This window comes from Streptomyces sp. CRN 30 (genome assembly GCF_034105845.1).
Genome location: NZ_JAVRHI010000571.1, coordinates 1 through 15,032 on the forward strand (window position 1 = coordinate 1; position 15,032 = coordinate 15,032).

Consider the following 15,032-nt stretch of genomic DNA (forward strand, 5'->3'; position numbering starts at 1 on the left):
CCGCTCCCGGCGAGCCGCGGCGGCCTTTTCGAGCGCGGCTGCGCGCTGTTCAGGGGTAAGGGGCGGAAGAGCCACGCCTACGTCACCTCGGATGTCGAACTGTCGGATACGGACCGGTGAGGAACCTAGTCGCCCCACACCAGGGGAGCTACGAGCAACACGCTCGCCCGTTGACTCTTCCCGGAGACTAGCGGTCAAGGCCGCCGGAGTCAGCGAGAACAGCGGAAAAGTCCTGGTCAGCCTCTGTAGGGCCGGACATTCAGGACATAAAGCACCGGATTTGAGGGTGTATGCCGCTCAGGCCGGTGCCGGACCCGCCCCGACGAGGCCGCGGGAGGGGTCCGGGAAATGCGGTGTACGTCACACACCGGCCACCGCGGCGGCGATCTCGCGCGCGAAACGGTCGGCCGCCGCCCGCAGCGCGCCGGTGTCGGGACCGTGGCGCAGGACGCCTCGGCTGACGTTCGGCACCACGTTGCGCACGGCCGTCCCGAAGACCCCGGGCAGGTCCGCCGGGGTGGCGCCCTGGGCGCCGATGCCGGGCGCGAGGAGCGGCCCGCCGATCTCCAGGTCGTACGAGGAGAGGTCGCCGAGGGTGGCGCCGACCACCGCGCCGAAGGAGCCGAGCGGCTCCTCCCCCTCGTTCTCGGCCGCGAGGCGGGCGAGCATCGTCGCGCCGACGCTCCGGCCGTCCGCGCGGACCGCGTGCTGGACCTCGGCGCCCTCCGGGTTGGAGGTGAGGGCCAGCACGAACAGACCCGCGCCGTTCTCCCGGGCGGTGTCGACGGCCGGCTTCAGCGAGCCGTAGCCGAGGTAGGGCGAGACCGTCAGCGCGTCCGAGAAGAGCGGCGCGTCCCGGTGCAGGAAGGACTCGGCGTACGCGGCCATGGTGGAGCCGATGTCGCCGCGCTTGGCGTCCATGACGACCAGCGCGCCCGCTTCCCTTGCCTCCGCGACGGACTTCTCCAGCACGGCCACGCCCCGCGAGCCGAACCGCTCGAAGAAGGCGCTCTGCGGCTTCAGCACGGCGACCCGGTCGGCCACCGCCTCCACCACCGTGCGGCTGAACCGCTCCAGACCGGCCACGTCGTCGCTCAGGCCCCACTCGGCGAGCAGCGAGGCGTGCGGGTCGATGCCCACGCAGAGCGGGCCGCGTTGGTCCATGGCGCGGCGCAGCCGTGCGCCGAAGGGCTCGGTCATGCGGTCTCCCTGACGTCGGCGCCGACCGCGTCGGCGAGGGTGGCGTACGGGCTCTGCCGCAGGCGGGCGGCGAGCCCCTTGTGGACGGCGCGGCTCCAGAACGGCCCCTGGTAGATGAAGGCGCTGTAGCCCTGGATCAGCGTGGCACCGGCCAGGATGCGCTCCCAGGCGTCCTCGGCGGTCTCGATGCCGCCGACCCCGACCAGGGTGATCCGGTCGCCCACGCGCGCGTACAGGCGCCGCAGCACCTCCAGGGAGCGGGCCTTGAGCGGCGCGCCGGACAGGCCGCCGGTCTCCTGGACCAGCTCGGCCGGTGAGGTCAGGCCGAGTCCGTCGCGGGCGATGGTGGTGTTGGTGGCGATGATGCCGTCCAGGCCCAGCTCGACGGCGAGGTCGGCCACCGCGTCGACGTCCTCGTCGGCGAGGTCCGGCGCGATCTTCACCAGCAGCGGCACGCGCCGGGCGGTCACCGCTCGGTCGGCGGCCTCGCGGACGGCGGCGAGGAGCGGGCGCAGCGCCTCGGTCGCCTGGAGGTCGCGCAGACCGGGCGTGTTGGGCGAGGAGACGTTGACGGCGAGGTAGTCGGCGTAGGGCGCGAGCCGCTCGGCGGACTTCACGTAGTCGGCGGCGGCCTCCTCCTCGGGGACGGCCTTGGTCTTGCCGATGTTGACGCCGACGGTGGTCCGGAAGACCGGCGTACGGGAGGCCAGGCGGGCGGCGACGACGCGGGAGCCGTCGTTGTTGAAGCCCATGCGGTTGATCAGCGCGCGGTCGGGGACCAGGCGGAACAGCCGCTTCTTCGGGTTGCCGGGCTGTGCCTCCCCGGTGACGGTGCCGATCTCGACGTGGTCGAAGCCGAGCATCGCCATGCCGTCGATCGCCACGGCGTTCTTGTCGAAGCCGGCGGCGAGGCCGAAGGGGCCGTGCATGCGCAGGCCGAACGCCTCGGTGCGCAGCTCCTTGTACCGGGGCGCGAGCGCGGCGGCGGCGAAGGTGCGCAGGCCGGGGAGGCGGGCGGCCAGCCGGATCCAGCGGAAGGCGAGGTGGTGGGCGCGCTCGGCGTCCATGCGCCGGAAGACGAGCCGGAAGAAGTACGGGTACATGGTGTCCTCAGGAAGAGCCTCATGAGCCTCATGAGTCTCATGAAGAGGGGGACACCGTTTTCGGTGTCCCCCTCGGGGCTGCTAGTCGCGGGCCGCGGTCAGGAATTCCGCGTGTTCCTGGAGCGATCGGACGCCCACGTCGCCGTGGGTGAGGGCGTCGATGCCCTGGACCGCGGCGGCGAGCGCCTGGACCGTGGTCAGGCAGGGCACGGAGCGGGCCACCGCCGCCGTCCGGATGTCGTAGCCGTCGAGGCGGCCGCCGGTGCCGTACGGGGTGTTGACGATGAGGTCGACCTCGCCGTCGTGGATGAGCTGGACGACGGTCTTCTCGCCGTTCGGCCCGGTGCCCTCGGACTGCTTGCGGACGACCGTGGCCTGGATGCCGTTGCGGCGCAGGACCTCGGCGGTGCCGGAGGTGGCGAGCAGTTCGAAGCCGTGGGCGACCAGCTCGCGGGCCGGGAAGATCATCGAGCGCTTGTCGCGGTTGGCGACGGAGATGAAGGCGCGGCCCTTGGTGGGCAGCGGCCCGTAGGCGCCCGCCTGCGACTTGGCGTACGCCGTGCCGAAGACGGAGTCGATGCCCATGACCTCGCCGGTGGAGCGCATCTCCGGGCCGAGGACGGTGTCGACGCCGCGGCCGTGGATGTCCCGGAAGCGGGACCACGGCATCACGGCCTCCTTGACGGAGATCGGCGCGTCCAGCGGCAGCTCGCCGCCGTCGCCGGTGGCCGGCAGGAGGCCCTCGGCGCGCAGCTCGGCGACGGTCGCGCCGAGCGAGATGCGGGCGGCGGCCTTGGCCAGCGGCACCGCGGTCGCCTTCGAGGTGAAGGGGACGGTGCGGGAGGCGCGCGGGTTGGCCTCCAGGACGTAGAGGATGTCCCCGGCCAGCGCGAACTGGATGTTGATCAGGCCGCGTACGCCGACACCCGCGGCGATGGACTCGGTGGAGGCGCGCAGCCGCTTGATGTCGAAGCCGCCGAGGGTGATCGGGGGCAGGGCGCACGCCGAGTCGCCGGAGTGGATGCCGGCCTCCTCGATGTGCTCCATGACGCCGCCGAGGTACAGCTCCTCGCCGTCGTACAGGGCGTCGACGTCGATCTCGATGGCGTCGTCGAGGAAGCGGTCGACCAGGACCGGCCGGGAGGGGCTGATCTCGGTGGACTCGGCGATGTAGGACTCCAGGCGGGTCTCGTCGTAGACGATCTCCATGCCGCGTCCGCCGAGGACGTAGGAGGGCCGTACCAGGACCGGGTAGCCGATCTCGTCGGCGATGGCCTTGGCGCCGGCGAAGGTGGTGGCGGTGCCGTGCTTGGGGGCCGGGAGGCCGGCCTCGGCGAGGACCCGGCCGAAGGCGCCGCGGTCCTCGGCGGCGTGGATCGCCTCGGGCGGGGTGCCGACGACCGGCACGCCGTTGTCCTTCAGGGCCTGCGCCAGGCCCAGCGGGGTCTGGCCGCCGAGCTGGACGACGACGCCGGCGATCGGGCCGGCCTGCGCCTCCGCGTGCACGATCTCCAGCACGTCCTCCAGGGTGAGCGGCTCGAAGTAGAGCCGGTCGGAGGTGTCGTAGTCGGTGGAGACGGTCTCGGGGTTGCAGTTGACCATCACGGTCTCGTACCCGGCGTCCCGCAGCGCGAAGGAGGCGTGGACGCAGGAGTAGTCGAACTCGATGCCCTGGCCGATGCGGTTCGGGCCGGAGCCCAGGATGATCACCGCGGGCTTCTCGCGCGGCGCGACCTCGCTCTCCTCGTCGTAGGAGGAGTAGAAGTACGGGGTCTTCGCGGCGAACTCGGCGGCGCAGGTGTCGACCGTCTTGTAGACCGGGCGGACGCCGAGGGCGTGCCGGACCTCGCGGACGACGTCCTCGCGCAGGCCGCGGATCTCGCCGATCTGCTGGTCGGAGAAGCCGTGGCGCTTCGCTTCCGCGAGCAGGCCGGTGGTCAGCTCGGGTGCCTCGGCCAGCTCGTCGGCGGTCTCCTTGATCAGGAAGAGCTGGTCGACGAACCAGGGGTCGATCTTCGTGTACTCGAAGATCTCCTCGGGTGTGGCGCCCGCGCGGATGGCTCCCATGACCGTGTTGACGCGGCCGTCGGTGGGGCGGACGGACTCCTCCAGGAGCGTCTGCTTGTCGCCGGGCTCGCCCACGAAGGTGAACTGGCTGCCCTTCTTCTCCAGGGAGCGCAGCGCCTTCTGGAACGCCTCGGTGAAGTTGCGGCCGATGGCCATGGCCTCGCCGACCGACTTCATGGTGGTGGTGAGGCTGGAGTCGGCGGAGGGGAACTTCTCGAAGGCGAAGCGGGGCGCCTTGACGACCACGTAGTCGAGGGTCGGCTCGAAGGAGGCCGGGGTCTCCTGCGTGATGTCGTTGGGGATCTCGTCGAGCGTGTAGCCGACGGCCAGCTTGGCGGCGATCTTCGCGATGGGGAAGCCGGTCGCCTTGGAGGCGAGCGCCGAGGAGCGCGAGACACGCGGGTTCATCTCGATGACGATGACCCGGCCGTCCTCGGGGTTGACCGCGAACTGGATGTTGCAGCCGCCGGTGTCGACGCCGACCTCGCGGATGATCGCGATGCCGACGTCGCGCAGGATCTGGTACTCGCGGTCGGTCAGCGTCATCGCGGGCGCCACGGTGATCGAGTCGCCGGTGTGCACGCCCATGGGGTCGAAGTTCTCGATGGAGCAGACGACCACGACGTTGTCGTTCTTGTCGCGCATCAGCTCCAGCTCGTACTCCTTCCAGCCGAGGATGGACTCCTCCAGGAGCACCTCGGTGGTCGGCGAGAGGGTGAGGCCCTGGCCGGCGATGCGGCGCAGCTCCTCCTCGTCGTGGGCGAAGCCGGAGCCGGCGCCGCCCATGGTGAAGGAGGGGCGGACGACGACGGGGTAGCCGCCGAGCGCCTCGACGCCCTTGAGGACGTCGTCCATGGAGTGGCAGATGTAGGACCGGGCGGACTCGCCGTGGCCGATCTTCTTGCGGACCTCCTCGACGACCTCCTTGAAGAGGTCGCGGTCCTCGCCCTTGTTGATGGCCTCGACGTTGGCGCCGATCAGCTCGACGCCGTACTTCGCGAGGACGCCGCTCTCGTCGAGGGAGATCGCGGTGTTCAGGGCCGTCTGGCCGCCGAGGGTCGGCAGCAGCGCGTCGGGGCGCTCCTTGGCGATGATCTTCTCGACGAACTCGGGGGTGATCGGCTCGACGTAGGTGGCGTCGGCGATCTCCGGGTCGGTCATGATCGTCGCCGGGTTGGAGTTGACCAGGATCACCCTGAGGCCCTCGGACCGCAGGATGCGGCACGCCTGGGTGCCGGAGTAGTCGAACTCGGCGGCCTGGCCGATGACGATCGGGCCGGAGCCGATGACCAGGACGGACTGGATATCGGTGCGCTTAGGCACGCTGGCCCTCCATCAGGGAAACGAAGCGGTCGAACAGGTAGGCGGCGTCGTGCGGGCCCGCGGCCGCTTCGGGGTGGTACTGGACGCTGAAGGCGGGCTGGTCGAGCAGCTGGAGTCCTTCGACCACGTCGTCGTTGAGGCAGACGTGGGAGACCTCGGCGCGGCCGAACTTCGTCTCGCTGACCTTGTCGGTCGGCGCGTCGACGGCGAAGCCGTGGTTGTGCGCGGTGACCTCCACCTTGCCGGTGGTGCGGTCCTGCACGGGCTGGTTGATGCCGCGGTGGCCGTACTTCAGCTTGAAGGTGCCGAAGCCGAGGGCGCGGCCGAGGATCTGGTTGCCGAAGCAGATGCCGAACAGGGGGGTCCGGCGCTCCAGGACGGCGGACATCAGGGACACGGGTCCGTCGGCGGTGGCCGGGTCGCCGGGGCCGTTGGAGAAGAACACTCCGTCGGGCTCGACCGCGTACACGTCCTCCGGTGTGGCGGTGGCGGGCAGGACGTGCACCTCGATGCCGCGCTCGGCCATCCGCTGCGGGGTCATGCCCTTGATGCCGAGGTCGATGGCGGCCACGGTGAACCGCTTCTCGCCGACCGCGGGGACGACGTACGCCTCCTTGGTGGCGACCTCCTCGTAGAGGCTCGCGCCCTTCATGTGCGGCTGCTCCCGGACGCGCGCGAGGAGCGCCGCGTCGTCGGCGAGCGTGTCGCCGGAGAAGACGCCGGCCCGCATGGAGCCGCGCTCGCGCAGGTGGCGGGTGAGGGCGCGGGTGTCGATGCCGGAGATGCCGACGACGCCCTGGCGGGTCAGCTCGTCGTCCAGGGAACGGCGGGAGCGCCAGTTGGACGGCACGCGCGCGGGGTCGCGGACGACGTAGCCGGAGACCCAGATGCGGCGGGACTCGTCGTCCTCGTCGTTCCACCCGGTGTTGCCGATCTGCGGGGCGGTCGCCACGACGATCTGCCGGGCGTAGGACGGGTCGGTCAGGGTCTCCTGGTAGCCGGTCATGCCGGTGGAGAAGACGGCTTCGCCGAAGGTCTCCCCCACGGCCCCGTAAGCACGGCCGCGGAAGATCCGGCCGTCCTCCAGGACGAGTACTGCGGGAACCTTGCCGGTTCCCCTGGTGGAGGTCGTCATCGTGCGCCTTCCGTTTCCCTCTTGTTGTCGATCATGTCGTTCAGGGTGCGGACCCACTCGGTGTGCTCGGCCGCGCGGTCGGAGCGGAAGCCGGAGTCGATCAGCTTGCCGCCGTGCTCCCAGGTGACGACGAGCAGGCCGCCCTCGGTCAGCACCTTGCCGGCGATGCCCTTGTCGAGCCGTGCCTCGCGCAGTGCGGCGGCGGGGACGAAGAAGTCGGCGGCGCCGGGGCGCACGACGTCCAGTCCCGCGTCGGTCAGGGTCAGCTCGGCCCGGCTGCGGGTGCCCAGGCCCCGGGCCACGATCCGGTCAAGCCACTGTCCGGCGGTGGTGGAGCCGTGGTAGCGGCCCTCCATCGTCAGTCTCGCCGGACCCGGGCCGTCCGGCATCCCAGGCTGGGGCGGCTCGCCGCCTCCTTCAAGGGTGGTGGTGGGCGACGGGCGGGCGGGCAGCTCGGGGAGGTCGCCCTGGAGGGTGCCGCGCCACTTCCAGCCCTCGCGCATCAGCCAGTACAGGAGCGCGACGAACAGGCCGAGGCCGACGACCCAGCCGACGCGGGCGGCCCAGTCGGTCACTTCCGCCGATTCCTTCTCGGCGGCCAGCAGGAGTACAGGTGTCACGTGAGCTTCCCGTCGACGAGCGTCGCCTTGCCCCGCAGCCACGTGTGCGTCACACGGCCCGGCAGCTCGCGCCCCTGGTAGGGGGTGTTGCGGCTGCGCGAGGCGAAGCCCGCGGGATCCACCTGACCACGGTATGCCGCATCGACGAGGGTGAGGTTGGCGGGCTCACCTGCCGAGACGGGACGGCCCTGGCCGGCGGCCTGTCCGATCTGCGCGGGCTTGACGGACATACGGTCGGCGACGCCGGCCCAGTCCAGCAGACCCGTGTCCACCATGGTCTCCTGCACCACTGACAGCGCGGTCTCCAGGCCGACCATGCCCATGGCGGCGGCGGCCCACTCGCAGTCCTTGTCCTCGTGCGGGTGCGGGGCGTGGTCGGTGGCGACGATGTCGATCGTGCCGTCGGCGAGCGCCTCGCGCAGCGCGTGCACGTCACGCTCGGTGCGCAGCGGCGGGTTCACCTTGTAGACGGGGTTGTAGCTGCGTACCAGCTCGTCGGTGAGGAGCAGGTGGTGCGGGGTGACCTCGGCGGTGACCTGGATGCCCCGGGACTTGGCCCAGCGGACGATCTCGACGCTGCCCGCCGTGGAGAGGTGGCAGATGTGGACGCGGGAGCCGACGTGCTCGGCGAGCAGGACGTCCCGCGCGATGACCGACTCCTCGGCGACGGCCGGCCAGCCGCCCAGGCCCAGCTCGGCGGAGACGACACCCTCGTTCATCTGGGCGCCCTCGGTGAGCCGGGGCTCCTGCGCGTGCTGGGCGACGACGCCGCCGAACGCCTTCACGTACTCCAGGGCGCGGCGCATGATCACAGCGTCGTGCACGCACTTGCCGTCGTCGGAGAAGACGGTGACGCCGGCCGCGGACTCGTGCATGGCGCCCAGCTCGGCGAGTTTCTCGCCCGCGAGGCCGACGGTGACGGCGCCGATGGGCTTGACGTCGCAGTAGCCGGACTCCTTGCCGAGCCGCCAGACCTGCTCCACCACGCCGGCGGTGTCGGCGACGGGGAAGGTGTTGGCCATGGCGAACACGGTGGTGTAGCCGCCGCTCGCCGCCGCGCGCGTGCCGGTCAGTACGGTCTCGGAGTCCTCGCGGCCGGGTTCGCGCAGATGGGTGTGGAGGTCGACCAGGCCCGGCAGCAGCACCTTGCCGGCCGCCTCGACGACCTCGGCGCCGTCGGCCGCGAGACCGGTGCCGACCTGCGTGATCGTTTCGCCTTCGATCAGCACGTCCCGCTGCTCGCCGCCGAGCACCTTGGCGCCGCGGATCAGGATCTTGCTCATGCTCTTACTTCTCCTCAGCGCGGGTCTGGGCGGTCTGGGTGCTCGTCTGGGCGGGCTCGTTGCCGCCGAGCAGCAGGTAGAGGACGGCCATCCGGATGGAGACGCCGTTGGCGACCTGCTCGACGACGGTGCAGCGGTCGGAGTCGGCGACCTCGGCGGTGATCTCCATACCGCGGACCATCGGGCCGGGGTGCATCACTATGGCGTGCTCGGGCATCCGCGCCATGCGGTCGCCGTCGAGGCCGTAGCGGCGGGAGTACTCGCGCTCGGTCGGGAAGAACGCGGCGTTCATGCGCTCGCGCTGCACGCGCAGCATCATCACCGCGTCGGACTTGGGAAGCGTGGAGTCGAGGTCGTAGGAGACCTCGCAGGGCCAGTTCCCGACGCCGACGGGGAGCAGGGTGGGCGGCGCGACGAGGGTGACCTCGGCGCCGAGCGTGTGCAGCAGGTCGACGTTGGAGCGGGCGACACGGCTGTGCAGGACGTCGCCGACGATCGTGATGCGCCGGCCGTCCAGGTCCTTGCCGAGGCCGGTGTCCCGGCCCACCAGGCGGCGGCGCATGGTGAACGCGTCGAGCAGCGCCTGGGTGGGGTGCTGGTGGGTGCCGTCACCGGCGTTGATCACGGCGGCGTCGATCCAGCCGGAGGTCGCCAGCCGGTACGGGGCCCCCGAGGCGCCGTGCCGGATGACCACGGCGTCGACGCCCATGGCCTCCAGGGTCTGCGCGGTGTCCTTCAGGGACTCGCCCTTGGAGACGCTGGAGCCCTTGGCGGTGAAGTTGATGACGTCGGCGGAGAGGCGCTTCTCGGCCGCCTCGAAGGAGATCCGGGTGCGGGTGGAGTCCTCGAAGAAGAGGTTGACGACGGTCCGGCCGCGCAGGGTCGGCAGTTTCTTGATCGGCCGGTCGGCGACCCGGGCCATCTCCTCGGCGGTGTCGAGGATCAGGACGGCGTCGTCGCGGGTGAGGTCGGCGGCCGAGATGAGATGACGCTGCATCTGTCAGGCTCCGTAAGGCAGTTCAATCGGGAGGTTCCGGGCAGCTCGGGGCGTGCCGGGGCGCGGGGCGGCCCGGCGGGCCGAGGCGCTACTGGTCGGCTTTGGCGCCGAGCAGCACGGTGTCGCGACCGTCCTCCTCGGCGAGCTGGACCTTGACCGTCTCCCGCAGCGACGTGGGGAGGTTCTTGCCGACGTAGTCGGCGCGGATGGGCAGTTCGCGGTGGCCGCGGTCGACGAGGACGGCGAGCTGCACCGCGCGGGGGCGGCCGATGTCGTTCAGGGCGTCGAGGGCGGCGCGGATGGTGCGGCCGGAGAAGAGGACGTCGTCGACGAGGACGACGAGGCGGCCGTCGAGGCCGTCACCGGGGATCTCCGTGCGGGCCAGCGCGCGCGGCGGGTGCATGCGCAGGTCGTCGCGGTACATGGTGATGTCGAGCGAGCCGCAGGGCACCTTGCGCTCGGTGATCTGCTCCAGCTTGTCGGCGAGCCGCCGGGCGAGGAAGACGCCTCTGGTCGGGATGCCGAGGAGCACCACGTCGTCGGCGCCCTTGGCGCGCTCAACGATCTCGTGGGCGATGCGGGTCAGCACGCGCGCGATGTCGGGCCCTTCGAGCACGGGCCGCGCGTCCTGCTGCTCCTGGTCCTGCGGGTTCTGCCTGTCCTGCTTGTCCATAAGAAACGGACCTCCTTCTCCGCCTCACGGGACGGACCTTAAAGGACGTCGGATTTGCGCCATCCACGGTAGCAGGTGCGGCTCGCCACCCCGACCGGCCCCCTGTCACCCCATCGGTGGACTCGCGTCACTCGGATGGCCCAACCGGTGGCCACGAACCCGGAAGCGTCGGTGCGGACCATTCGGCTTGACGCGGCAGAGTAACGCTGCGTAACCTCACAGTGAGTTACCAGCCGCGCGGCAGGACACCAGCCCGTCGCGTCGACACAGTGTCCGGGGAGCCATATGTCCAGCGAATACGCCAAACAGCTCGGGGCCAAGCTCCGCGCCATCCGCACCCAGCAGGGCCTTTCCCTCCACGGTGTCGAGGAGAAGTCCCAGGGGCGCTGGAAGGCCGTCGTGGTCGGTTCGTACGAGCGCGGCGACCGTGCCGTGACCGTGCAGCGCCTCGCCGAGCTGGCGGACTTCTACGGCGTTCCGGTGCAGGAGCTGCTCCCGGGCACCACGCCGGGCGGTGCCGCCGAGCCGCCGCCGAAGCTGGTCCTGGACCTGGAGCGGCTGGCCACGGTGCCGGCCGAGAAGGCGGGCCCGCTGCAGCGCTACGCGGCCACCATCCAGTCGCAGCGCGGCGACTACAACGGCAAGGTGCTCTCGATCCGCCAGGACGACCTGCGCACGCTCGCCGTGATCTATGACCAGTCGCCCTCGGTCCTCACCGAGCAGCTGATCAGCTGGGGCGTCCTGGACGCGGACGCGCGCCGCGCGGTGGCGTCCCACGAGGAAGTCTGACCCTCCTCCACACCAGCAGAAACGTGCCGCCGGGGTGGCCGGAACCATTCGGTTCGGGCCACCCCGGCGGCATGTGGGGCTGTTCTGACGCCGGGCGCCGGAACGCGCCCCTCCAGGGGCGCGGGGAACTGAGCGACCAGCCACGACGCACCCGCAGATGCCCGGACTGCCGCAGTCCCCCGACACACCCTGAAGAGAACCAGGCGCTACGAGCGCCGAAGCGTCGGCTTCAGTTCCTTCAGCCGGCCCAGCAGACCGTTCACGAACGAGGGCGACTCGTCCGTGGAGAACTCCTTGGCCAGCTGCACCGCCTCGTCGAGGACGACGGCGTCCGGCGTCTCGTCGACCCAGATCAGCTCGTACGCCCCGAGGCGCAGGATGTTGCGGTCGACGACCGGCATGCGGTCCAGCGTCCAGCCGACCGAGTACTGGGCGATCAGCTCGTCGATCCGGGTCGCGTGCTCCGCGTACCCCTCGACCAGCTCCATCGTGTACTCGCTCACCGGCGGCTGCCGGGTGTCGGAACGGGCGTGCCGCACCCAGTCCGCGAGGACGGTCAGGACGTCGGCGCCGCGCTGGTCGCCCTCGAAGAGGATCTGGAAGGCACGCTTGCGGGCCGTGTTGCGGGCGGCCACGGTTAGCTGTTCACCCGGCCGAGGTAGTCGCTGGAGCGGGTGTCGACCTTGATCTTCTCACCGGTGGTGATGAAGAGCGGGACCTGGATCTGGTGACCGGTCTCCAGGGTGGCGGGCTTGGTGCCGCCGGTGGAGCGGTCGCCCTGCACGCCCGGCTCGGTCTCCTGGACGACGAGCTCGACGGCGGCGGGCAGCTCGACGAAGAGCACCTCGCCCTCGTGCTGCGCGACGGTGGCCTCGAAGCCCTCGATCAGGAAGTTCGCGGTGTCGCCGACGGCCTTGCGGTCGACGTGGAGCTGGTCGTAGGTCTCCATGTCCATGAAGACGAAGTAATCGCCGTCCATGTACGAGAACTGCATGTCGCGCTTGTCGACAGTGGCCGTCTCGACCTTGACACCGGCGTTGAAGGTCTTGTCGACCACCTTGCCGGAGAGCACGTTCTTGAGCTTGGTGCGCACGAAGGCCGGGCCCTTGCCGGGCTTGACGTGCTGGAACTCGACGACGGACCAGAGCTGGCCGCCTTCGAGCTTGAGCACCATGCCGTTCTTGAGGTCGTTCGTGGAAGCCACGGTTGAGGAATCTCCTGGACTGGACTGACATGGACGACCCCGGCGCCTGCGTCCAGCCCGTGGCTAGAGCGCGAGCAGCTCCTTGGTCGTGATGGTGAGTAGCTCGGGTCCGCCGTCCGCCTCGGGGCGTACGACGAGCGTGTCATCGATCCGGACACCGCCCCGGCCGGGGAGGTGGACCCCCGGTTCGACGGTGACCGGCACACAAGCGTCCAGTTTACCCATGGCCGCCGGGGTCAATTGAGGGTCCTCGTCGATTTCGAGTCCGACGCCGTGCCCGGTGCGGGCGGGGAGGTTCTCGCCGTACCCGGCGGAGTCCAGCACCTGGCGGGCCGCGCGGTCCACGTCACGGTGGCCGGCGCCGGGCACGAGGGCCTCGCGGCCGGCCCGCTGGGCGGCGAAGACGAGGTCGTACAGCTCGATCTGCCAGTCCGCGGGCGAGGTGCCGATGACGAAGGTACGGCCGATCTCGCAGCGGTAGCCGCGGTAGGTGGCGCCGAGGCAGACGGAGAGGAAATCGCCCTCCTCCACCCGGCGGTCGGTGGGACGGTGTCCCGGGCGGCCGGAGTTCGGGCCGGTGCCGACGGAGGTGGGGAAGGCGGGGCCGTCGGCGCCGTGGTCGACGAGGCGGCGCTCCAGCTCCAGGGCGAGGTGGCGTTCGGTGCGGCCGACGAGGATCGATTCGAGGAGTTCGCCGAGGGCCTGGTCGGTGATCTCAGCGCCGATGCGGAGGCAGGAGATCTCCTCCTCGTCCTTGACGACCCGGAGCTGTTCGACCGCGCCGCCGAGGTCGGCGAGGCGGAGGGCGGGGGCGGAGGAGCGCATGGCGCGGTGGCGGGCCACGGTGAGGTGGTGCTCCTCGACCGCGAGGGAGTCGGCGCCCTGGGCCGCGGCGATGCCGGTGGCCGCGACGGCGGCGTCGGTGCCGTTGCCTGTGCCGGTGCCCGGCAGGATCTTCAGGCGCAGAGCCTCGTCGGGCCGTCCGGTGGTAGGGCGGTCGTCCGGTGGCTCGCCGCAGAGGAGGATCTCCTCGGTGCTGCCGAGCAGCAGGACGGCGCCGCGCGGAGCGGCGCCCGCGAGGTAGCGCACGTTGGCGGGGCGGGAGACGAGCGCCGCCGCGCTGCCGCCCGCGTTGCAGCGTTCACGTAGGCGCGTCCGGCGGGCCGCGTACACCTCTGACATGCTCCCGAGCGTAGGAGCACGGGGCTGGCCTCGCCGCCTGGGAGAGGCCGAGTGGGCGGTCGGCCTCCCCGCCGGGGGGGGTGGGGGGTGGGTGGGTTGGTTGTTCTTCGGCCGACGGTCGGTGGGGGCTGAGCGCGCAGTTCCCCGCGCCCCTCAAAGGCAGCGGCAGCCGGGGTGGGTTGTTCATCGGCCGACGGCCAGTTGGGGCTAAGCGCGCAGTTCCCCGCGCCCCTCAAAGGCAGCGGCAGCCGGGGCGGGTTGTTCATCGGCCGACGGCCAGTTGGGGCTGAGCGCGCAGTTCCCCGCGCCCCTCATGGGGCGCCAGCGGCAGCCGGGCGAAGAACAACCAGGGTGGCGGTGTGGTCGGCCTCGGGGTTACCAGGTCGGGGGGCTCGCTATCGAGCGGGTCAGTACGTCGTCCAGGATGCGGGCCGTCTCGGCGATGTCGAGCTGGGAGTTGTCGATGATCGGGAGGCCCGAGCCGTACCAGCCGGCCATGCGGCCGTGGATGCGGGCGACCTCCTCGTCGGTGAGCCGGCGGTTGCCCGCCCGCTCGGCGTTGCGCTCCAGGACGACGTCCAGGCCGGGCAGCAGCACGACCGGGAGCAGGCCGGGGCCCACGTGCCGCTTCCAGCCGCCGAGGCCGACCACCGGACGGTCGGGGAAGACGGCGTCGTCGAGGATGCAGGAGATGCCGTTGGCGAGGAAGTTCCGCGCGGCGAAGCCGCAGGTGCGGCGCGCCAGGCGGTACTGCGCCTCCGAGTGGTCGTTCCACCCGGACTGCGGGTCGGCGAACCCGGAGCGCACCCACTCGCGTACGTCGTCGAGGCTGATGTGGGCGGTGGGGACCCGGCGATGGTCGGCCCAGTACTTGGCGACGCTGGTCTTGCCCGCGCCCGCGGGACCGATCAGCAGGACGGCGAGGACGGTGGTCGCCGGGTCGACGGCGGCCCCCGGCGCGTGGGCGGGGGGTACGCCGGGCGCGGCGACGGGCCGGCCCGGAGGCAGCGGAACGTGCCCGGTGGTGTCCGGCGCGGGCAGCCCCTGCGACACCGGCGCGACCGGCGGACCCGACGGTACCGACGGGACCTGCCGCGGCGGCGCGGGGGCGTGCGGCGGGGGCGGCGGCGGCTGGGGCGGGCGGTCCGGGTAGCCCGGGGCCGGTGGCGGCGGCACGGGCGCCGAGGCTCCGTGCGCGTCCGGGGGCGGGGCGGGATGTTGTGCGGCCGGTGACCAGCCGGTGGCCGGTCCGTGCCCCGGCTGGTGGGGCGGCGGCAGCGGAGAACCCACTGCGTGCTGCATCCGGTGCCACTCCGTCTCGTTCTCGGGGGTCGGTCCTCCGGGGTGCCGACCGGTGCCGGAGAGCCGGCACCGCCGCTCCCCCTTCGGCTCACTCACCGCGGGCGATGGCGCTGAACAGCGGGGCCGGCCCGCTGTTCGCCACCGAACGGTACCG

Annotated in this window: 13 protein-coding genes and 1 pseudogene; 1 reads left to right on the forward strand and 13 read right to left on the reverse strand. The window is 71.6% G+C overall.

Going from position 1 to position 15,032, the window contains the following annotated elements; translation table 11 throughout:
- The 9 genes and pseudogenes from UW392_RS66255 to pyrR all read right to left on the reverse strand — a co-directional run.
- Window positions 1–75 (reverse strand): annotated as a pseudogene (locus tag UW392_RS66255) (nucleoid-associated protein); the annotation flags it as partial.
- Between the two features lie 285 nt (window positions 76–360).
- Entirely contained in the window at window positions 361–1,200 is an 840-nt protein-coding gene (gene pyrF, locus UW392_RS66260) for an orotidine-5'-phosphate decarboxylase (protein ID WP_320785126.1), read from the reverse strand.
- The gene (locus UW392_RS66265; RefSeq protein ID WP_320785127.1) at window positions 1,197–2,303 is read right to left on the reverse strand and encodes a quinone-dependent dihydroorotate dehydrogenase; all 1,107 of its coding nucleotides are present in this window, start codon (window positions 2,301–2,303) and stop codon (window positions 1,197–1,199) included. Before UW392_RS66265 ends, pyrF begins: the two co-directional genes overlap by 4 nt.
- An 81-nt stretch (window positions 2,304–2,384) precedes the next feature.
- Window positions 2,385–5,693 carry a carbamoyl-phosphate synthase large subunit gene (carB, locus tag UW392_RS66270; RefSeq protein WP_320785128.1) on the reverse strand — a complete coding sequence of 1,103 codons (3,309 nt, stop codon included), beginning with the start codon at window positions 5,691–5,693 and terminating at the stop codon, window positions 2,385–2,387.
- Window positions 5,686–6,828 (reverse strand): glutamine-hydrolyzing carbamoyl-phosphate synthase small subunit, encoded by a 1,143-nt coding sequence (carA, locus tag UW392_RS66275; protein ID WP_320785129.1) that lies wholly within the window; start codon window positions 6,826–6,828, stop codon window positions 5,686–5,688. The genes carB and carA overlap by 8 nt, the downstream gene beginning before the upstream one ends.
- Entirely contained in the window at window positions 6,825–7,448 is a 624-nt protein-coding gene (locus tag UW392_RS66280) for a hypothetical protein (protein WP_320785130.1), read from the reverse strand. The genes carA and UW392_RS66280 overlap by 4 nt, the downstream gene beginning before the upstream one ends.
- Window positions 7,445–8,731 (reverse strand): dihydroorotase, encoded by a 1,287-nt coding sequence (locus UW392_RS66285; RefSeq protein ID WP_320785131.1) that lies wholly within the window; start codon window positions 8,729–8,731, stop codon window positions 7,445–7,447. Before UW392_RS66285 ends, UW392_RS66280 begins: the two co-directional genes overlap by 4 nt.
- 4 nt (window positions 8,732–8,735) lie before the next feature.
- Window positions 8,736–9,728 carry an aspartate carbamoyltransferase catalytic subunit gene (locus tag UW392_RS66290; RefSeq protein ID WP_320785132.1) on the reverse strand — a complete coding sequence of 331 codons (993 nt, stop codon included), beginning with the start codon at window positions 9,726–9,728 and terminating at the stop codon, window positions 8,736–8,738.
- Window positions 9,729–9,816: 88 nt separating this feature from the next.
- Window positions 9,817–10,401: a bifunctional pyr operon transcriptional regulator/uracil phosphoribosyltransferase PyrR gene (gene pyrR / locus UW392_RS66295; RefSeq protein WP_320785133.1), complete on the reverse strand. Its 585-nt coding sequence runs from the start codon at window positions 10,399–10,401 to the stop codon at window positions 9,817–9,819.
- Between the two features lie 285 nt (window positions 10,402–10,686).
- Here pyrR and bldD point away from each other — a divergent pair, with 285 nt between their 5' ends.
- The gene (gene bldD / locus UW392_RS66300; RefSeq protein WP_190206437.1) at window positions 10,687–11,190 is read left to right on the forward strand and encodes a transcriptional regulator BldD; all 504 of its coding nucleotides are present in this window, start codon (window positions 10,687–10,689) and stop codon (window positions 11,188–11,190) included.
- A 206-nt stretch (window positions 11,191–11,396) separates the two neighbouring features.
- Here the strand turns inward: bldD and nusB are convergent, their stop codons facing one another.
- The 4 genes from nusB to UW392_RS66320 form a co-directional block, all read right to left on the reverse strand.
- Complete coding sequence (nusB, locus tag UW392_RS66305) at window positions 11,397–11,825, reverse strand: transcription antitermination factor NusB (protein ID WP_320785134.1); 429 nt, start codon at window positions 11,823–11,825, stop codon at window positions 11,397–11,399.
- A 2-nt stretch (window positions 11,826–11,827) separates the two neighbouring features.
- Window positions 11,828–12,394 carry an elongation factor P gene (efp, locus tag UW392_RS66310; RefSeq protein ID WP_320785135.1) on the reverse strand — a complete coding sequence of 189 codons (567 nt, stop codon included), beginning with the start codon at window positions 12,392–12,394 and terminating at the stop codon, window positions 11,828–11,830.
- Between the two features lie 63 nt (window positions 12,395–12,457).
- Window positions 12,458–13,576 carry an aminopeptidase P family protein gene (locus UW392_RS66315; protein ID WP_320785136.1) on the reverse strand — a complete coding sequence of 373 codons (1,119 nt, stop codon included), beginning with the start codon at window positions 13,574–13,576 and terminating at the stop codon, window positions 12,458–12,460.
- Window positions 13,577–13,951: 375 nt separating this feature from the next.
- Window positions 13,952–14,878, reverse strand: coding sequence for a Pro-rich N-terminal domain-containing protein (locus UW392_RS66320; protein ID WP_320785137.1), 927 nt, complete (start codon window positions 14,876–14,878; stop codon window positions 13,952–13,954).
- Window positions 14,879–15,032 lie beyond the last annotated feature (154 nt).